The sequence below is a fragment of the Vibrio sp. 1402 genome (assembly GCF_033340275.1).
This window is the reverse complement of record NZ_JAWOWE010000003.1, coordinates 381557-401969: the sequence shown is the minus strand read 5'-3', so window position 1 is coordinate 401969 and position 20413 is coordinate 381557. Positions and strand designations below refer to the sequence as shown.

Below are 20413 nucleotides of genomic sequence, written 5' to 3'. Positions count from 1 at the left end.
TTTTGTTATTTTTCAATGTAATGCTATTCTTCATCTTCGATGCCATTTTGGCGCTCACGCATGGAGAGGATATGCTCAGCTTTTTATTACGTTCTGTCTTTTTAGGCTTGGCTACTGCCGCAGTGGTATTACTGGCGGTTCCATCTTTGCGCAACAACGTAATTCCTGCCGCGCTTGATCCTCAACCTGTTAATATCGCATCAGTCGAGTTGACGTTTAATCAAGCGGTCCGAAGAGCAGCGCCTGCAGTGGTAAACATCTACAGCCGTAAGTATGTTGAGAATGATCGCAGTAAACTCTCGACTCAAGGTCTGGGGTCAGGTGTCATTGTTAGTGAGAAAGGCTACATCATTACTAACTATCATGTGGTTGCTCAAGCTGATCAAATTGTTGTGGCATTACAAGACGGCAGAGCCGCAGCGGCTCAGCTCGTAGGGACAGATAAACGTACTGATATAGCCGTGCTGCGTGTCGAAGGTTCGAATTTGCCCGTAATCCCTCTGAACTCTAATTACAAACCACAAGTGGGCGATGTAGTACTAGCCATCGGTAACCCATACAACCTTGGACAAACCACAACGTTCGGCATTATTTCTGCCACAGGTCGTTCATCTATTAGCGATGGTCGTCAAGCATTCATTCAAACCGATGCCGCCATCAATGAAGGTAACTCTGGTGGAGCCCTAGTGAACACACAAGGCGAGCTCGTCGGCATTAACACCGCCTCTTTTCAGCAAGCGACAGACTTAGAAACTTACGGTATTTCTTTTGCGATCCCTGCGCCGCTAGCCAGTAAGATCATGCAGAAAATCATCGCTGATGGCCGCGTGATTCGTGGTTATATTGGAATCGACGGCCAAGACATTAATGCGGTCACTGCTCGCCTACTTGGAAATGAACACATAGGTGGTATTGTCGTACTTGGTATTGATCCAAATGGCCCAGCCAATGCGGCTGGCTTTCAAAAACAAGATATCATTATCAGTATTGATGGCAATAAGGTTCAGGGGCGTCAGAGCGTTATGGATATCGTCACCGATTTACGTCCTGGCACCACCGTGGACGTCGGTATCATTCGCAAAGGAAAAGAGATGACCTTGAAAGTCACCATTGCTGAAGACAAGCAAGAAGCATAAAAAATCCCAGCCATTGGCTGGGATTTTTATTTGTGCGTTACTCGCTATCGCTCGGTGTTTCCGTCGTATCGGAATCATCCAGCTCAACTTCAATGCGAGTGACTCGCTGCAAACCTCTCGGTAATAACCCACCTCGGCGACCACGTTCGCCACGGAAGTTATCAAGGTCAGACGGTTTAAGACCCAACTTTCGCTTACCCGCGTACAGCGTTAACGATGCACCTTTTGGTAAAGACATTAAGTGAGATAGTACTTCTTCTCGCTCTTTTGCTTTAGCAGCAGGAATGTTGATGATCTTATTCCCTTTACCTTTCGCCAGTTGTGGCAAGTCTTTGATTGGGAACAGCAGCATGCGACCTTGGTTAGTGATTGCTAAGATTTCATCAGAGTCTAAATCTTCAATCTCTTTTGGCGTCATGATCTCAGAGTTGGCAGGTAAAGTGACGAGCGCTTTACCACTGCGGTTTTTAGACAGCAAGTCCGCGCCTTTACATACAAAGCCGTAACCTGCATCTGAACCCACCAGCCACAGCTGATCTTCTTCACTCATGATGACTTGGCGAATACTGCTACCAGCCGTAATATTCAAGCGACCGGTAATCGGCTCACCTTGACTACGAGCAGAAGGCAGTGAGTGCGATTCCAGAGAGTAACTTCGACCGTCACTACCTAGGAATACCGCAGGCTGATTACTCTTACCTCGAGCATGCGCTAAATACTTATCACCCGACTTATAGTTTAAGCCTTCGGCATCCACGTCATGGCCTTTCGCGTGACGAATCCAACCTTTCTCAGAAAGCACAACCGTGATTGGCTCACTTGGTACGAGGTCACGTTCAGTCAGCGCTTTTGCTTCTGCACGCTCAACCATTGGAGAGCGACGGTCATCACCGTATTTCTCTGCGTCTGCTTTGATTTCTTTTTTCAGTAGTGTGTTCAGACGACGCTCAGAACCGAGTAGCTGTTCTAGCTTCTCACGCTCTTTCTCTAGCTCGTCTTGCTCACCACGGATCTTCATCTCTTCTAGTTTTGCTAGATGACGAAGTTTGGTATCTAAAATTGCATCCGCTTGGATATCGGTAATACCAAAGCGTTCCATCAGCACAGCTTTTGGATCGTCTTCAGTACGGATGATCTCAATCACTTCATCTAGGTTGAGGTAAGCAACCAACAAACCTTCCAAGATGTGTAGACGAGCCATTACTTTGTCTAGGCGGTGTTGTAGACGACGACGCACAGTCGTACGACGGAACTCGATCCACTCAGATAGAATTTGCACCAGACCTTTAACTTGAGGACGGTTATCCAAACCAATCATGTTCAAGTTAACGCGGTAACTGCGCTCAAGATCCGTTGATGCGAACAAGTGGTTCATCAACAAGTCACAATCGACACGGTTTGACTTAGGCACCACAACGATACGCGTTGGGTTCTCGTGATCCGATTCGTCACGAAGATCGTCAACCATTGGCAGCTTCTTCGCACGCATCTGGTTAGCGATTTGCTCAAGCAGTTTGGCACCCGATACTTGGTGAGGCAAAGAAGTGATAACAATATCAGAACCTTCTTTATGCCAAACCGCGCGCATTTTGATGCTGCCACGACCGTTGCGGTAAATCTTCTCGATATCCGCTTGCGGCGAGATAATTTCTGCTTCTGTTGGGTAATCTGGACCTTTGACATACTGCATCACGTCCGGCAGTTCTGCTTTCGGGTTGTCGATCAAATGAATAGTCGCATCTGCGATTTCACGAACGTTGTGCGGTGGGATGTCTGTTGCCATACCAACGGCAATGCCGGTTACACCGTTAAGCAGGATATGAGGCAGACGTGCTGGCAACATTTGTGGCTCTTTCATTGTGCCATCAAAGTTAGGTTGCCATTCAACCGTGCCCTGACCAAGTTCGCCAAGCAATACTTCAGCAAACTTAGACAGTTTTGCTTCGGTATAACGCATTGCCGCAAATGATTTCGGATCATCTGGCGCACCCCAGTTACCTTGACCATCCACTAATGGATAGCGGTAAGAGAATGGCTGAGCCATCAATACCATCGCTTCGTAACACGCTGAATCACCGTGCGGATGGTATTTACCTAGCACGTCACCAACGGTACGTGCAGATTTTTTGTATTTTGCTGATGCAGAGAGACCAAGCTCTGACATCGCATAAATGATGCGTCGTTGAACCGGCTTTAAGCCATCACCAATGTATGGCAAGGCGCGGTCCATGATTACGTACATCGAGTAGTTCAGATAAGCGTCTTCAGTGAACTTGCGCATTGGCAATTGTTCGACGCCATCGTAGGTAATTTCTGTAGACATCCGTTACACCTCTGCCAAGTCGCCGTTGTTTTGTAGCCAAGAACGACGGTCATCTGCACGCTTTTTACCTAGCAGCATGTCCATCATTTCCATGGTCGCCGTAGAGTCGTCAATGGTTAACTGCACTAAGCGACGCGTGTTCGGATCCATGGTGGTTTCACGCAACTGAAGTGGGTTCATCTCACCCAGACCTTTGAATCGTTGCACGTTGATTTTGGCTTTCTTCTTCGACAAGCGCTCTAAAATGCCATCTTTTTCATCATCATCGAGGGCGTAGAACACTTCTTTCCCGCAGTCGATTCGATACAGAGGCGGCATCGCCACATAGATATGACCCGCTTCCACTAGTGCGCGGAAGTGACGAGTAAATAGAGCACAAAGCAGCGTTGCGATGTGAAGACCATCCGAGTCCGCATCGGCAAGGATACAGATCTTACCGTAACGAAGACTCTCGAGGTTGTCGCTATCTGGGTCAATACCCAAAGCAACTGAGATATCGTGTACTTCTTGAGACGCAAGAACTTGATCGGCAGAGACTTCCCACGTGTTCAAGATCTTACCACGCAGTGGCATCACAGCTTGGAATTCACGGTCACGTGCCTGTTTTGCCGAGCCACCCGCAGAGTCACCCTCCACAAAGAAGATTTCCGTGCGACTTAAGTCCTGTGCAGAACAGTCGGTCAACTTACCTGGCAGTGCCGGGCCAGAAGCCACTTTCTTACGTACGACTTTTTTCGCCGCTCGCATACGACGATGCGCGTTAGCGATACAGACTTCTGCCAATTGCTCTGCGAGCTGAGGCTTTTCGTTCAACCAAAGACTGAACGCATCTTTTACAACGCCAGAGACAAATGCCGCGGTTTGACGAGAAGAGAGACGTTCCTTGGTCTGGCCTGCAAATTGTGGATCTTGAATTTTAACCGACAGCACGTAAGAACAGCGGTCGAAAACGTCATCACCCGTTAGCTTCACACCACGAGGTAATAGATTACGGAACTCACAGAATTCGCGCATCGCTTCCAACAAGCCTTGGCGTAAACCATTAACGTGCGTACCACCTTGAGCGGTTGGGATTAGGTTAACGTAGCTTTCGGTGATCATTTCACCGCCTTCTGGCTGCCAAATTACCGCCCAGTTTGCCGCTTCAGTATCCGCCAAGAACTCACCAGTAAATGGTTCTTCAGGAATAACTGGATAGCCTTTTACACCTTCCGCAAGATAGTCTTTAAGACCGTCTTCGTAGTACCACTTATAGTCTTTGCCATTAACTTTGTCGGTTAATGTGATTTCTAAGCCCGGACACAAAACCGCTTTTGCGCGCAGGTTGTTGACTAAGCGCGTCACAGAGAAGTTAGCCGAATCGAAGTACTTCGCATCAGGCCAGAAATGTACGCTGGTACCGCGATTGCGACGACCACATGTGCCAGTTACGGTCAGATCAGACACTTTCTCGCCGTGTTCAAATGCAATTTCATACACTTGACCATCACGACGAACTGTTACTTCAACGCGTTTTGACAACGCGTTTACTACAGATATACCTACCCCGTGCAAACCACCAGAGAATTGGTAGTTTTTGTTAGAGAACTTACCACCCGCATGTAGCTTACATAGAATTAGCTCTACGCCTGATACTTTCTCTTCTGGGTGGATATCAACAGGCATGCCTCGACCATCATCGATCACTTCGAGTGATTGGTCAGCATGTAGGATGACTTGTACTTTTGAGGCATGTCCGGCTAGCGCTTCATCGACACTGTTGTCGATAACTTCTTGGCCCAAATGGTTTGGGCGCGCTGTATCCGTATACATCCCTGGTCGGCGACGTACTGGCTCTAAGCCATTCAGTACTTCAATGGCACCAGCATTATATTGTTCAGTCATAATACGGAATTATTCTCAAAGTTTACTTGTTGCCTGAGTATCACCAATGGGCGTACCCATACTCAGGAAACGAAAAAGCCACCCTGTTCACATCACTAAGAGTTTGTAAACATGATGCATAACAAAGTAGCCAGGGTCCTCGACCCTTAAGATCTTTTGGCAAAACATAGTCGGAAAGCATACCGCCCATGTCAAGAAACGGTTGGATATATCAATAAAAACTATGAGCCTTTTCCAATCGCTTTCGAATTACAGTTCTAGAAATTCGATAATCTGTGCAGGATAACGCTCAAAGCCTACAAAACTGTGATCACCGCCTTGTTCTACTGTTTGCTTAGCGTCTGCAAACTTATCTACCGCTTGTCGATAGTCTAAAACCTCATCTTCTGTTTGTTGCAATAACCAAAAAGAATGTGGCGACGCGATGCTTTGTACATCAAGAGCTTTTAACTCGTCAATATGACAAGCTTCAAGTGTATAGGTTTCATGCGTATATGGGTTAGTTTGCTTACCCAAATAATCTACTAGCAACTCATAAGGCTTGACTGCGGGGTTGACCACTACCGCTTTAAACCCAAACTTGTCATTTAGCCACGTTGACATAAAACCGCCTAATGAACTGCCCACTAGACCAATTTTATAGTCGTCTTTATATTGCTCGATAATATCCAACAACATTTTCGCCGCTTGCTGAGGATAACAAGGTAACTGGGGAACAATCACCTTGATATCAGACCTATGTTGCTCGCAGTAGGCTCTCATCACATTCGCTTTCATGGAGAGTGGAGAGCTATTAAAGCCATGGATATAGAGAAGAAGTGAAGGTTTACTCATAGATATCTCGCACAAAAAAGCGAGCCCGAACAGAGAGCTCGGGCGCGTTAGTAGCCGTTAGAAGAGAAGTCTGGTTGGAACTGGCCATCAGGAAGCCGACCTACTTGGGTCGTAATATCGCCACAAGCGTGTAGTTGCAGCTCCCGCCAACCAGGCGAAGTGGTATCAAGGGCAAAATCATCCGAGTTAGGCTTAAACTGAACACAAGTTGAGGGTGTTGCCATCACTCGAATGCCCTTGTGAAGCACATTCATATCTTGATGAACATGACCACAGAGAATGCCTTTCACGTTATCAAAACGCTCGACAACCTGCCAAAACGCTTCGGCATCTTTTAAAGTATGTTGATCAAGCCACGCGCTTCCCACCAGTAACGGGTGATGATGCAACAAAACAAGTGTGTGTCTTTCTGGGTGTTCGGCTAGCTTTTCTTCGAGTAGCGTTAATTGCTGATCACTCAAGCGCCCATGAGGAACGCCAACAACTTGCGAGTCTAAAAGAATTAACTGCCAATGCTCGCCAAGCAACACATGCTCTGCGGCTTTGATTTGTGGCGAAGGCAAAACACTGCCCATATTAGGCTTGTAATCATGATTACCAGGTAGCCAAAAGCAGTCTTTCTCTAGCGGTTCAATGCCGTTGGCAAAGCGCTGATAAGATTCTGCACTATGGTCTTGGGAAATATCGCCCGTCGCCAAGATGTAATCAAACGCCACGTTGCGGCGTAAAACATCAGCAACAACAGCATTAAAGCTATCGACTGTTTTTACGCTTAGCAAACTTCCCTCATCGGCAGCAAACAGATGAGTATCCGTAATTTGTAAAAGTTTGATGCTGTCACTAGATGATTGCAAAATGAAAACCTGATTCGTCCACTATATCGTTATTTGTTATTTTCCTTTAGTGACGTGACGATCAATTGAAGGCAAGTGGTGTTCTACTGATACCACTTCGTAAACAAAACGTCAGCCATTCACCGAGGAATGTGTTTAATTGATGCTTTTCATCTTTCTGCATCAGTTGGTCATTGGGATAATCATACTTAGCTTTTATGCGAGAGAACTCTCCGCTTGAGCATACTTCGGCTACTCTCGCATCATGATAAAGCCTGACAGACATCGTCGGTAAAGGAAACACTGGCGTTTCATCACTCTGACATATCTCAACAACTGTGGTGTATTTTGTGATTTCATTCACGGTCAATTGGTAAACCATGTTCGCCGCTTGGTAGCAACGTACATCCCCAACTTCGGCAGAAGCAGGCAATAAGGCGTTCAACTTAGCGTAGTTGGTCTCATACGTTCTCATAAGACCAGCTAAATCAACATGATATTGTTGTTTTTCAGCCAATTGTGCCATTACTCACTCTCCACCGTTTGGGATTGTCCCCATTCTGACTTTAACTCTTGATGGTGTAATTGCAGCCATTGCAACGCAATAATCGACGCACCATTTTCAAATTTCCCGTCCTTCACCCATTGATACGCCGTTTCACGACTCATGACATGAACTCGGATATCTTCATTCTCATAGTCTAAACCATGAATGCCGTGCGCTTTAGACGCATCCACTTCACCAACAAAGACGTCTAGCTTTTCCGAGCAACCACCAGCCGAAGGATAATAAGAAGTGACAGGTATAACGCGCCCCACCTGAATCCCCGCTTCTTCGACAGCCTCTCGACGAATTACGGCTTCAGCTGATTCATCGCGGTCAATCATACCGGCGACAATTTCTAGCTGCCAAGGGTGTTCATGTTCCAACGCGCCAATACGAATCTGTTCAATGATTACGACCTGGTCCGTCTTTGGATCATAAGGAAGCATCGCTGCTGCGTGACCACGCTCGAACATTTCTCGTTCGACAACTCCACTCCAACCACCAGCAAATAGCCTATGCTGAAAGCGGTATTTCACCATTTTGAAAAAACCTTCAAATAAGGTTTCTTTCGAGATGACTTTTACATCTCGCGAAGTAAAATCTTGTTGTTGTTTGTCACGCTGTTGCATTCAACACCTCTCTGAGTGAATCCTGTAGTTTACTCATTGTTATTCGCTTGCTCAAAGGACTTGGCTCAACTTTTTGTATAATAGTTACAAATTAATTTAAGTCTTTGCTAAAAATTTATTGCACAAGTGGATAATTACGTGTAAAAAAGTGCAAACTTTAGAGTAAATATCGTGCAAATTGAGTTAAACTACTGAGAATTAACCAATCTATGGACCGCGGGAATAGAAAATGAAAAAATTGCTTCCACTATTTATCAGTGCAGCGCTAGGTAGCATGAGTACGTCTGCGTTCGCAGACTCTTTGGCTGAAATCTACGACTTGGCAAAACAAAATGATCCACAATTGCTCAGTGTAGCAGCACAACGTGACCAAGCTTTCGAAGCAATCACCTCAAGCCGTAGTGCTCTATTACCACAAATTAACCTTACTGCGGGTTACAATTTAACTCGTGGTGATACTGAATACGATTCAAATCTAATTAGCGACGTATCAAACGATGGCAACGCACTAACCGCTGGCGTTAGCTTTTCACAAGCACTTTACAACCGCGCATCTTGGATCTCTCTAGATACTGCTGAGAAAAGTGCTCGCCAAGCAGACGCAACTTACGCAGCGACGCAACAGGCACTGATTCTTCGCGTGTCACAAGCGTATTTTGAAGTTCTACGCGCACAAGATAATCTTGTTTTCGTACGTGCAGAAAAAGCCGCGGTTGGCCGTCAACTTGAGCAAACTAAACAGCGTTTTGAAGTAGGTTTGTCTGCAATCACTGACGTGCATGACGCACAAGCTCAGTACGACCAAGTGCTAGCGGACGAAGTGTTGGCAGAAAACGCGCTCACTAATAGCTACGAGTCACTGCGTGAAATTACAGGCCAAGAGCACAAAGATCTCAACATTTTGGACACTGGCCGCTTCACTGCTAGCCCATCGACCGTACCTGCTGAATCGCTCATTGATGAAGCAAAAACCAAAAACCTGACCTTGCTATCTTCACGTATTCTTCAAGACATTGCGCGTGACAATATTTCACTAGCAAGCTCTGGCCACCTACCAACGCTCTCTCTAGACGGTGGTTACAACTACGGTGATACTTCTCATAGCTCTCGTGACAACACGACAGACAACTTCAATATTGGTGTGAACCTTGCAGTACCGCTATACACAGGTGGTAACGTAACCTCTCAAACCAAACAAGCTGAATACGCATACGTGGCAGCAAGCGAAGATCTTGAAGCACAGTACCGTAGCGTAGTCAAAGATGTTCGCGCACAAAACAACAACATTAACGCCTCTATCGGCGCATTACGTGCGTATGAGCAAGCGGTTATTTCTGCACGCTCTGCACTAGAAGCAACAGAAGCTGGCTTTGATGTAGGTACTCGTACTATCGTTGATGTACTGGACGCGACTCGTCGTCTATACGATGCGAACAAAAACCTATCGAACGCTCGTTACGACTACATTTTAAGTGTTCTTCAGCTACGCCAAGCAGTTGGTACGCTAAGCGAACAAGACATCTTGGACGTTGATGCAGGTTTGAAAGCGGCAAAATAACCGCTAACTGAATACTTCAGGTCTTAATAAATAAAAACGCCAGTTGAGTTATCAGCTGGCGTTTTTTATTACTTGTAGTTCAGAGCCTAAAAGTGTCTCTGAGCATCAAGTATCAAAAAGGCCGCACTTAGCGACCTTTATGAGCAAATAGCATTTCAATGCTAACAAACAGCAGGCTTAGCCCTTACCGCCTTTGATTGCATTAATGATCTCACTGGTCGAGCAGCCATCTTCAAAGTTCAATACACGAACTTCACCACCCGCCGCAATGACTTCTTTACCACCAGCAATCTCTTCTGGTTTGTAGTCACCGCCTTTTACTAGCAAGCTTGGTAGAACTTCTGAGATCAAACGCTGCGGCGTATCTTCACTAAATGGTACAACCCAATCCACAGCGCCCAAACCTGCCAACACCGCCATGCGGCGATCGGTTGGGTTTACCGGACGACCAGGGCCTTTAAGGCGTTTTACTGACTCATCGGTATTTACCGCAACGATTAGGCGATCGCCCAGTTCAGCAGCATGGTTTAAGTAAGACACATGCCCAGCGTGCAGAATATCAAAGCAGCCATTTGTCATAACGACTTTCTCGCCACGAGCTCGTGCTTTTTTCACCGCTTCGATCAGTGCTTTTTCTGAAATCACACCGTAATCCGTGTCTTGGCTGCCATGTACCGCTTCTGCTAATTCAATCTCAGAAAGCGTTGACGTGCCTAGTTTACCAACCACAACACCTGCCGCTGCGTTTGCTAATGCACACGCTTCTTCAAATGATTTGCCTGCGGCAACAGACGCTGCCAATACAGAGATAACCGTGTCGCCCGCACCTGTCACGTCGTACACTTCTTTCGCTTGAGTTGGAAGGTGGAACGGTTCCTGGCCACGACGAATCAAGGTCATTCCGTTTTCGCTGCGTGTCACTAAAAGCGCTTCAAATTCAAACTCTTCAACCAAAGCCAGTGCTTTCTCTACTAGCTCTTGGTCAGATTTCACTTTACCTACAACGTCTTCGAACTCTTTCATGTTTGGCGTAAGAAGTGTTGCGCCACGGTAGCGTTCAAAATCCGCACCTTTCGGGTCAATGAAAACCGGAATATTTGCTGCGCGCGCTTTTTGAATGTATGCCTGAACATGCTCTAACGAACCTTTTGCGTAATCAGACATAATCACGGCTTTAACGTTTGGCAGTGCGGCATCCATTCGAGATAACACTGGCGCAGAATCTGTGTTTTCAAACTTGTCTTCGAAGTCGAGACGAATAAGCTGTTGTCCACGGCTCATTACACGAAGCTTCGTAATCGTTGGGTAATCAGGCAGTGCAACGAAATCGCACTTCACATTGAGTGAGCTCAGCGTCTCCGTCAGCACTTTTGCAGGCTCATCTTCCCCAGTTAGACCAACAATGTGAGCATGGCCACCTAGTGATGCGATGTTCATCGCAACGTTCGCAGCACCACCAGGACGCTCTTCATTGTTTTCTACTTTTACAACAGGAACCGGCGCTTCAGGAGAAATGCGCCCGGTTGGGCCATACCAGTAACGATCTAGCATGACATCACCGATGATGAGCACACCAGCGCTGTTGTAATCAGGTAGAATTGGTTTCATTGTTGGTCTCCAAAAATTAAATCGAAGTGAGTTTATCACAGCCCTTATCGAGGCTAAATATATGGTCTTAACTGAACCACTGATTCCAAGCCTGTTTTACCCACTCCCTTTCGGCAACAAACTTATCTTCCACCACATCAGCGTCTAAATTGAGTAGATTTCGGCGGTGTATTTCGTTGCGCATTGTCGTGTAAGCACGTATCAACTGCATTGCTTGGTCTTCGTCCATAACATCTTGCGCAATGAGCGTTTCAAAGATGCGCACATTATCACACCAACGCGTCAATTTCGGCTTATCGTGACTATAGTTGAGCACTAGGTACTGAGCGAGAAATTCGATATCGGTAATCCCACCTACATCTTGCTTGAGCATAAAGCGGCCTGGCTTTTTCCCCCCAAGATGACCGCGCATTTTTTCTCTCATTTCGACAACGTCTTTTTTCAGTTCAGCTTGATCGCGTGCTTTGCACAGCACATCATGCCGCGTATTGTGAAATGCAATTGCCAGTGGTTCATCACCATAAATCATGCGCGCGCGGACAAGTGCTTGATGCTCCCATGTCCACGCGTCTTGATGTTGATAGTCGTCGAACGCGTCCGTTGGACTAACCAACAAACCCGATGCACCGGACGGACGCAATCGGGTATCGACCTCGTATAAAATACCGGAAGCGGTGCGAGTGGAGAAAATATGAATGATACGCTGTGCTAAACGAAGGTAGAACTGACGACCATCAATCTCTTTTTTGCCGTCAGTGTAGACATTGACTGGGCAGTCATGCATGAAGACAATATCCAAGTCGGAGTTATAGCCGAGCTCCCACCCTCCGACTTTACCATAGCCAATTACAGCAAAGCCTTTACCTTCACGATCTTTCACATGCGTTGGCTCGCCGTACTTTTCAGACACTTGCAACCAAGCCTGACTGATCACCGCATCAACGATAGCTTCCGCTAAATAAGTTAAATGGTCACTCACTTTCATCACTGGCAATGCGCCAGCAATATCTGCCGCTGCAATACGCAAAATACAAATTTGCTTAAACTGACGCAACGCTTCCATTTGCTGTTCCATATCATCTTCAGGAATACGCGCCAAATAATCACGTAGCTCTGTACGGTAACTGTCTAATGGAATGGGATTGTACAGCTGCGCAGGATCGATCAACTCATCAAGCAAGATAGGATAACGAGACAGCTGCTCTGAAATCATTGGGCTTGCGGTACACAAACGTACGAGCTGCACCAGAGCCGCTGGATGCTCATCCAATAATTCCAAGTAAGTCGTGCGAGTGCAGATGTTGTGTAGCAAGTGAAGTACACGAGATAAACCAAACTGTGCATCAGGATGGGCAAAGACCGCATCAAACACTTTCGGCATCAAACGATTGAGCACTTCGCGTCCACGTGGGCCTAACGTTTTTTTGGCCAGATCGGTTTTAAAGTTGATGATGGTTTTCGCGCATGAAGCAAAGTCTTCAATCTGAATATCCTGCTGCAAGATATGCTCAAGAACATCTTGTTTGTCGGCCATATCCCATAGCTCATGAAAATGACGAGCAACGGTAGTCCCCTCGTCTTCTTCATCATCACCAATTAGTGATTCAAAAACTTGGTGAACATTTGCCATATGCTGCTGGGTTTGCTCAATCAATTGCTCCCAACAGCTCATTTTCATCGCGGTGGCGAGCTTTAAGCGTTCGGTTTCGCAATCAGGCAGCGTCTGGGTTTGCTTATCCGCCATTGCTTGCAACAAGTTTTCTAATTGACGCAAGTACTTGTATGCGGCTTCTAGATCGCTGACTTCTTGTGGAGTAAGCAATGCCAGTTCTTCAATGCCTTGCAGCGTTTCCAACAGCCCTCGATTACGTAAAGAAGGTTCTCGACCACCTCGAATCAATTGAAAAACTTGAGCGATAAATTCAATTTCTCGAATGCCACCCGCACCTAGCTTAATGTTGTTATTCAACCCTCGGCGGCGAACCTCGCTACTGATCATCGACTTCATTCGACGCAAAGATTGAATCGCACTGAAATCAATATAACGACGAAAAACAAAAGGGCGCAGCATTTGGCGTAGCTCTTGATACTGCGGGTACATCTCACATCCCATCACCCGAGCTTTGATCATCGCGTAACGTTCCCAATCTCGCCCCTGCTCTTGGTAATAATCTTCAAGTGCGGCATAGCTCATTACCAAGGGGCCACTTTCTCCAAATGGGCGAAGTCGCATGTCGACGCGGTAGCAAAAACCATCGAAGGTTTGTTGGTCGAGCGCTTTGATGATGCGTTGACCAAGACGAGTAAAGAACTGGGCATTGGCAATGCTGCGGCGTGCGCCTTGGGTTTCGCCATTCTCTGGATACGTGAAAATTAGATCAATATCGGAAGAAAAGTTTAGCTCGCCACCACCCAGTTTCCCCATGCCGATAATTAACATCGGCTGCACTTCACCGTCCTCACTTGTTGGCGTGCCCCACTCCTGACAACACACTTGATATTGCCATTGATAGGTTTCAAAAATCATCGCTTCTGCCAACTCAGATAAGTGGCTTAAAGACGTCTCTAGAGACCATGCATGCGTGAAATCCTTCCACGCAATGTACACCATTTCTCGATTGCGAAACTGACGCAATACGCGATGACCAGACATCTCATCAGGACATTGTTCCAACAGTTCAGCAAGGCGTGAGCGGTAAGACTCCTGACGACTTGGCTGCGCTAACATACTTGGCAACTCACGGGCTAGGACTTCATCGCGATGAATGGCTTCAGTTATAAACTGGCTTAAGCCCGCCACATAACGAAATTGCTGCGCAACCTCATCGGGCCAAAGGGGAAAATAACCTGCGTCTTGGGCGTTTTGTACGGCAGATTCAGCGATAGAAATCAGTGGCGAAGGCAGCTGCATTTTTCTTCCTTGTTTGAAAAGCACGGTAACTCATTCTTTATACCAGACTGAAAGCAAATAAAAACGCCCACAAAAGGTTTGTGGGCGTTTTATCAAAAGTTCGGGATCGAATATTAAACTTGGAAAGATTTGATCTTCTTGTCTAGCTCACCTGCATTATTTTGCATCATTTCAGAGGTTTCTAGCAGCTCGGTAACAACAACAACTGAGGCTTCAACCAACTCACGTACATTGGTGAGGTTTTGGCTCATCTCTTCTGCAACACTGCTTTGCTGACCAGACGCCGTCGCGATCTGGAAGTTCATGTCATTGATTTGCGTCACTTGCCCAACAATACCATCGAGCTCAGATCCAGCATTAGAAACTAGCTCGTTTCCATCTGCCGCTTCTACAACGCTTTTTTCCATGAGTTCTACCGCAGATTCAGCACTGGTTTGCAGCTGTGCGATCATCTCTTGAATTTCTACCGTCGCTTGTTGTGTACGTTGGGCAAGGTTACGAACTTCATCTGCAACCACAGCAAAACCCCGCCCAGCCTCGCCAGCTCGCGCCGCTTCAATCGCCGCATTCAGTGCAAGCAGGTTGGTTTGTTCAGAAATGCCTTGAATCGTCCCTACAACGCTACCAATGGCTTCAACACGTTCTTCAACTTGGTTAACCGCTTGTGCCGATGAAGCGATATCCGACGAAAGTTCACTCATTTTCGCCATTGTACTTTGCAAGAACTGCTGACCAGAAATTGCTTGTGCGGAAGCTTGCTCTGTTAGAGAAGATGCCGTCTGGGCATGTTCCGCAACCGTTTGGACCGTCGACGACATTTCACTCATCGCCGTAGCAAGTTGATCAATTTCGTTAAACTCTTCTTGCGCCGATTCCTTCGTTTCCGACATGCTCAGCGTCATGACTTCGGTGAGCGTTGATAATTCATCAGACGCATTAATTTGCATTTGAATAACATCGTGCAATTGTCGACGTGTCTTTTCTAATTCACGTGCCACGTCTCCGTATTCATCTTTACAATCCATACCAAATGGAACAGAGAGGTTCTTGCTCGCCATCAGTTTGATCGCGTCGCTCAGATACTGTGTTTGACGCAACATCACTCTAGCCGCCGCTAATAAGAGCACGACAAAAACCACAATCAATAAGGCGGTTTGCCAAGCAACTTGCGTTAAATATGCTTCATAATGCTGTTGGGCAACTTGCGCGTTTTGTGTCGCCGCTAAAAGTGAGTCGTAAAAAGTGTTTGCGTCCCACAGTTGTTTTGCCACGATCAGGACAGTACTGAAGACCATCAACATGACCATTTTAGGCACCAGTCGAATGTCGGATATGACCCTTTCCCATGGCTTAAATGCCAGCTTTTCCATTGTCAGTTCTCCACCGAGTCTTATATAGTCTTTATCTATAATCTTTATATTACTTATAGTTATGTTCGCGCTTTGCGTGGTTACGCGATTTATTTTGAGCTTCGTATGAAAAACAATGATATCAAAGACAGCACACGACCGATGGGCCTGTTGTCACTAATATTGTCTTTTATGGCACTATTTGTGATCTCTGGCTTGTTGTTTTTCCCGATCGATCACGAAACCCGTCAAGTTCTTATCGGTCTGGATTTCATAATCTGTAGTATTTTTCTACTACAGCTCACCATTGATTTGATCCGGTCCACAGATCGCTGGTTATTCCTTAAACGTCATTGGATAGATTTCGTGGCGAGCATCCCATTGATAGAGCCCCTGCGCTTTGCTCGTATTTTTCATATTATGCGAGTGGTATTAGTACTGCGTTCGTCAAAGTTCATTTTGCATCAGCTCAAAGAAAACCGCCGCGAAACCACGGTCGCCTCTATACTGCTATTGATGGTTATCCTCATAACACTCGGTTCTAGTGCAATGCTGTTTATCGAAGCGAAAAACCCAGAAGCGAATATTCGTACTGGCGCCGATGCTTTGTGGTGGGTATTTGTAACAATCTCAACGGTTGGTTACGGCGATCATTATCCTGTGACCTCCATAGGAAAGTTTTTGGCTGTCATCATCATTGTTTGCGGGGTGGGTATCTTTGGTATGATCTCGGGTCTTATCACCTCTATCCTTACTGCCCCAACGAAACAACAGACACACAGTTCAATCAATAAAGAACGTATGCTCGAGCAGCTCCTAACCCAACAAGCGCAAATACTAGAACGACTCGATTTCATGGAAAAAGAGCTACAACAACGTAAAACAGAGACAAAAAAATAGGACCATGCGGTCCTATTTTTTTGTCGTTACCACCAGAACGATCATTCACGCCAATAAGGCTGTACTTCCATACTGATCGCTCGGGTTTGATCCATTGCATGCAAAATTGAGCGCTCTTGACGGTGCAACCAGCGTTCTAACTGCTCTTTTTCTGCGTCTTCCAGCATATCAACCAACGGGAGCAAGTGGTTCAGCATTAGCAGATCATCGATACCATGCACCAGATCCGCCCATGGTAAACGGAAGCTGTTACGCTCATCCGAGTTATACAAACTCGCGAAACCAATACCAGTATAGAGGTTACGCAATAAGCGATAACGCTGATCAACGTACTCTTGCGCCGTCAAATCGCGCTCTGCTGGGAAAGCTTCCATTAGCTCAGCCCAAGTGCGATCGAGCTGAGTAACTGAAAACGGCATGATGTTACTTGCCATTTTTTCACGTGCTTTTTCATCAAGAAATGGCTGCCAACCGCGCGCCAAGATCCAGCGGCTTAGATCCAGCAGTAACCCTGTGTAACGCGCGGAATTGAGCAACCCTAGCACTTCTTCACGGCTTGGCAACTCTTGTAACTGCTGAGTCAACTCAGATACTAAGAACTTACGCGCATCCAACTTGCGCAGCACATTGCCTTTGTCATCTAAAAGCTCTTCAAGGTGTGCATGCTCATCCAACCAACTCAGTTCTTCTTCCAACCATTTAAGCTCTTGGCGCAGAATCGCGCTCGCGCGACGAGGGACAATCCCGCCAAAAATAGTCAATGTTTGACGAATGAAACGAATGGCATTATTGATTTCACGCAGTGCTTCCACGCTGTCACGCTCAGCATAAATTTGCTCGTGATAATGCCAATGAGACAAAGCGTGCTCTAAAGAGTTGATCAAGCAAAATTCAACGGTATCCGTCGGACTACTGTCCACAAGTGCCAATGATTTTACTTCATCACCCGCATAACCACTTGCAAGTCGATAACCTTTCGCCGCTTTGCTCAAGTTACCCAAGCGCATACCGCCTTGCTCGCAAAAGCTGCGTGCCAGCGTGAATAAAGCTTCGGTTTGGCCTGACTTAAGTTCCAGTTCAACTTCGCAAATCGGCTCTTGCTTCTCTTCTTCGTCTTCACCTTTGGCTACAACTAAGCCTTGGTCAAAGGCAACTTCAATCTGACTGCCATCGGGCATGCCAATCAGCCATTGTTCACGTGTGAAGTTGGTCGAGAATAATGGCATAAGCTCGGATTGCAGCGTTTCTGCATCTTTACCTGGAGGCCAAATATCTAGAGGATGAAGCGACAGATTAGGCTCGTCGCTAGTGTGCTCAGCATTGTATTCTGGTCTTTGATGTAAGCCTGCGACGACGCGTCCTGCTGTCTTTACGGTTTGGACGAATACATCATCAAAACGGCGAATTCTTAAACCAATGTCGTGCTTTCGAAGCCATTTATCGGCAGTATCAAAATAGGTGTTACCCAAGTCACGACAACTATGCTGAAGTACTTTTGTCTCAGAAATTTTTTCTTTTAAAGTTTCTGAAAATTCAGGAGAAACAAAAAACTTCAGTTCTATTTCGGTTTCCATAGCTATACCTTTCAAAGCAGATAGAAACAGGATATTGCGTAATTTCTCACACGGCAAGAGAGAAATATCGCCGGAATGATGATCTAAAACAGTTTTAATGAGCGATTTAATGCGTTACCATGCGCGCCTTTATAGCCATCGTTCAACATTTCGCCAAGCACTCAGAAATGGTGTATGTTTTTTTAAGGTTATAGTTATTAGGTTGAATGACCATGCCAGTAAATACAATTATGGGGTTATTTGCAAAGTCCCCAATTAAGCCTTTGCAACGCCACGTTGTGTGTGTCAACGAATGTTGTTCACACTTGGTGAAATTCTTTGAAGTATCTTCAAAGGGTGATTGGGAAAAAGCAGCAGAAATCCGTGCACAAATTTCTCACCTAGAGAAAGAAGCGGATGTGCTGAAACGTGAAATCCGTCTAAAACTGCCTCGCGGTTTGTTCATGCCAGTCGACCGTACTGACATGCTTGAGCTTTTGACTCAACAGGACAAACTTGCAAACCTGGCAAAAGACATTGCTGGCCGTGTATATGGTCGTCAACTTGTCATCCCTGAGGCTCTCCAACCAAACTTCCTCGCTTACGTTCAACGTTGTCTTGATGCTGCCGATCAGGCGCAAAAGGTAATCAATGAACTTGATGAATTGCTAGAAACCGGCTTCAAAGGCCGTGAAGTGACGCTCGTCGCTGAAATGATTCATCAATTAGACGTTATCGAAGATGATACCGATGCCATGCAGATTGAACTTCGCCAACAGTTGATGGTGATTGAAGCTGACATGAACCCTATCGATGTCATGTTCCTATACAAGATTCTTGAATGGGTAGGTGGTATTGCCGACCAAGCGCAGCGCGTAGGTGCTCGTTTGGAAGTCATGCTATCTCGATCTTAAAACATAAAGTTAACGACATAACGAAGAGCATAATTAACACGTGTCATAGGGACGATGACTATTTTCATCGTCTTATGGTTTGGCGCGCGTAAAATTTTGTTCCGCTTGTTATAAAACAACTAGGTATTACGATGGATATCCTTGCGAACTACGGCACTGTCCTGATTATTGTTGCAGCGATTTTTGGTTTCATGATGGCGATTGGTATTGGCGCGAACGACGTTGCTAATGCGATGGGTACATCTGTAGGTTCAAAAGCGCTAACTGTAAAACAAGCTATCATCATTGCGATGATCTTCGAATTTGCAGGTGCTTACCTTGCAGGCGGTGAAGTAACCGACACTATCCGTAAAGGTGTAATCGAAACTTCTTTATTTGCTAGTCAACCAGATGTTCTTGTCTACGGCATGATGTCTGCGCTTTTAGCAGCAGGTACATGGCTGCTTCTTGCTTCTTACATGGGCTGGCCAGTATCAACGACTCACTCAATCATCGGTGCAATCATTGGTTTTGCATGCGTATCAGTAGGTACTGAAGCGGTTGACTGGGGCAGCGTTCAAGGCATTGTTGGTAGCTGGATTATTACGCCAGTGATTTCAGGTTTCTTTGCTTACGTTATCTTTGTCAGCGCACAGCGCCTGATTTTTGATACTGAGAACCCTCTGTTTAACGCGAAACGTTTTGTACCTGTTTACATGTTCATCACAACAATGGTGATTGCACTTGTAACCATCAAAAAAGGTCTAAAACACGTTGGTCTTCACCTGACCAATGGTGAAGCCTGGATGTGGGCAGCAGCAGTTTCAGCACTTGTGATGATTGGCGGCTACGTATACATCCAGAAAAAATTCGCTAATCGCGAAGAAGACCGCAGCTTTTCTGGCGTGGAAGGTATCTTCAGCGTTCTGATGGTTATCACCGCTTGTGCGATGGCATTTGCACACGGTTCAAACGACGTTGCAAACGCCATTGGTCCACTGTCTGCTGTCGTATCGACTGTTGAACACATGGGCGAAATCAGCACGAAAAGCACCATCGCTTGGTGGATTCTACCTCTTGGTGGTATTGGTATCGTGGTCGGTCTTGCAACACTAGGTCACAAAGTAATGGCAACCGTTGGTACAGGCATCACTGAGCTAACGCCTAGCCGCGGTTTTGCAGCACAGCTAGCAACAGCATGTACGGTAGTTCTAGCGTCTGGTACAGGCCTGCCAATTTCAACCACTCAAACATTGGTTGGTGCGGTTCTCGGTGTTGGCTTTGCTCGTGGTATCGCAGCACTGAACCTAGGCGTAGTTCGTAACATCGTGGCATCATGGATCGTTACACTACCAGCGGGTGCGTTATTGGCCGTAGTATTCTTCTACGGACTTCAAGCGATGTTCGCTTAAGACACTCGTCAATAGAATGTAAGCGCTTTGTCATTATTGACTC

The 20413-nt window shown here is 46.2% G+C and carries 15 protein-coding genes; 5 read left to right on the top strand and 10 right to left on the bottom strand.

Features of this window, described 5'->3' with window-relative positions:
• Nucleotides 1-71: 71 nt before the first annotated feature.
• Nucleotides 72-1136: an outer membrane-stress sensor serine endopeptidase DegS gene (degS, locus tag R7044_RS08230; protein ID WP_017633606.1), complete on the top strand. Its 1065-nt coding sequence runs from the start codon at nucleotides 72-74 to the stop codon at nucleotides 1134-1136.
• 37 nt (nucleotides 1137-1173) lie between these two features.
• Here the strand turns inward: degS and parC are convergent, their stop codons facing one another.
• The 6 genes from parC to nudF form a co-directional block, all read right to left on the bottom strand.
• Nucleotides 1174-3459, bottom strand: a complete 2286-nt coding sequence (gene parC / locus R7044_RS08225) for a DNA topoisomerase IV subunit A (protein ID WP_017633605.1) — start codon at nucleotides 3457-3459, stop codon at nucleotides 1174-1176.
• Nucleotides 3460-3462: 3 nt separating this feature from the next.
• Nucleotides 3463-5343: a DNA topoisomerase IV subunit B gene (parE, locus tag R7044_RS08220; RefSeq protein ID WP_005387417.1), complete on the bottom strand. Its 1881-nt coding sequence runs from the start codon at nucleotides 5341-5343 to the stop codon at nucleotides 3463-3465.
• 249 nt (nucleotides 5344-5592) lie between these two features.
• Nucleotides 5593-6177, bottom strand: a complete 585-nt coding sequence (gene yqiA, locus R7044_RS08215) for an esterase YqiA (RefSeq protein ID WP_005379875.1) — start codon at nucleotides 6175-6177, stop codon at nucleotides 5593-5595.
• Nucleotides 6178-6224: 47 nt separating this feature from the next.
• The gene (gene cpdA / locus R7044_RS08210; RefSeq protein ID WP_005387419.1) at nucleotides 6225-7031 is read right to left on the bottom strand and encodes a 3',5'-cyclic-AMP phosphodiesterase; all 807 of its coding nucleotides are present in this window, start codon (nucleotides 7029-7031) and stop codon (nucleotides 6225-6227) included.
• 61 nt (nucleotides 7032-7092) lie between these two features.
• Nucleotides 7093-7536: a DUF1249 family protein gene (locus R7044_RS08205; protein WP_017633603.1), complete on the bottom strand. Its 444-nt coding sequence runs from the start codon at nucleotides 7534-7536 to the stop codon at nucleotides 7093-7095.
• Entirely contained in the window at nucleotides 7536-8186 is a 651-nt protein-coding gene (gene nudF, locus R7044_RS08200) for an ADP-ribose diphosphatase (RefSeq protein ID WP_025768397.1), read from the bottom strand. The genes R7044_RS08205 and nudF overlap by 1 nt, the downstream gene beginning before the upstream one ends.
• A gap of 229 nt (nucleotides 8187-8415) precedes the next feature.
• On the opposite strand from nudF, the gene tolC reads away from it, so the two are divergent.
• A complete protein-coding gene (gene tolC, locus R7044_RS08195; RefSeq protein WP_005379884.1) occupies nucleotides 8416-9744 on the top strand; it encodes an outer membrane channel protein TolC in 1329 nt (442 codons plus the stop codon).
• Between the two features lie 177 nt (nucleotides 9745-9921).
• Here the strand turns inward: tolC and hldE are convergent, their stop codons facing one another.
• The 3 genes from hldE to R7044_RS08180 all read right to left on the bottom strand — a co-directional run bounded on the left by hldE (nucleotide 9922) and on the right by R7044_RS08180 (nucleotide 15633).
• Nucleotides 9922-11352, bottom strand: coding sequence for a bifunctional D-glycero-beta-D-manno-heptose-7-phosphate kinase/D-glycero-beta-D-manno-heptose 1-phosphate adenylyltransferase HldE (gene hldE / locus R7044_RS08190; protein WP_017633601.1), 1431 nt, complete (start codon nucleotides 11350-11352; stop codon nucleotides 9922-9924).
• Between the two features lie 67 nt (nucleotides 11353-11419).
• Complete coding sequence (gene glnE, locus R7044_RS08185) at nucleotides 11420-14263, bottom strand: bifunctional [glutamate--ammonia ligase]-adenylyl-L-tyrosine phosphorylase/[glutamate--ammonia-ligase] adenylyltransferase (RefSeq protein WP_064368976.1); 2844 nt, start codon at nucleotides 14261-14263, stop codon at nucleotides 11420-11422.
• A gap of 113 nt (nucleotides 14264-14376) precedes the next feature.
• Nucleotides 14377-15633: a methyl-accepting chemotaxis protein gene (locus tag R7044_RS08180; RefSeq protein WP_005379890.1), complete on the bottom strand. Its 1257-nt coding sequence runs from the start codon at nucleotides 15631-15633 to the stop codon at nucleotides 14377-14379.
• Between the two features lie 105 nt (nucleotides 15634-15738).
• Here R7044_RS08180 and R7044_RS08175 point away from each other — a divergent pair, with 105 nt between their 5' ends.
• Nucleotides 15739-16512: a potassium channel family protein gene (locus R7044_RS08175; protein ID WP_025768395.1), complete on the top strand. Its 774-nt coding sequence runs from the start codon at nucleotides 15739-15741 to the stop codon at nucleotides 16510-16512.
• 41 nt (nucleotides 16513-16553) lie between these two features.
• On the opposite strand, the gene R7044_RS08170 is transcribed toward R7044_RS08175, so the two are convergent.
• Nucleotides 16554-18086, bottom strand: a complete 1533-nt coding sequence (locus R7044_RS08170; protein WP_158159554.1) for an inorganic triphosphatase — start codon at nucleotides 18084-18086, stop codon at nucleotides 16554-16556.
• A gap of 212 nt (nucleotides 18087-18298) precedes the next feature.
• Here R7044_RS08170 and R7044_RS08165 point away from each other — a divergent pair, with 212 nt between their 5' ends.
• Together R7044_RS08165 and R7044_RS08160 are read left to right on the top strand one after the other, a co-directional pair.
• Nucleotides 18299-18979 (top strand): TIGR00153 family protein, encoded by a 681-nt coding sequence (locus R7044_RS08165; protein WP_005379896.1) that lies wholly within the window; start codon nucleotides 18299-18301, stop codon nucleotides 18977-18979.
• A gap of 131 nt (nucleotides 18980-19110) precedes the next feature.
• Nucleotides 19111-20370 carry an inorganic phosphate transporter gene (locus tag R7044_RS08160; protein WP_005379898.1) on the top strand — a complete coding sequence of 420 codons (1260 nt, stop codon included), beginning with the start codon at nucleotides 19111-19113 and terminating at the stop codon, nucleotides 20368-20370.
• Nucleotides 20371-20413 lie beyond the last annotated feature (43 nt).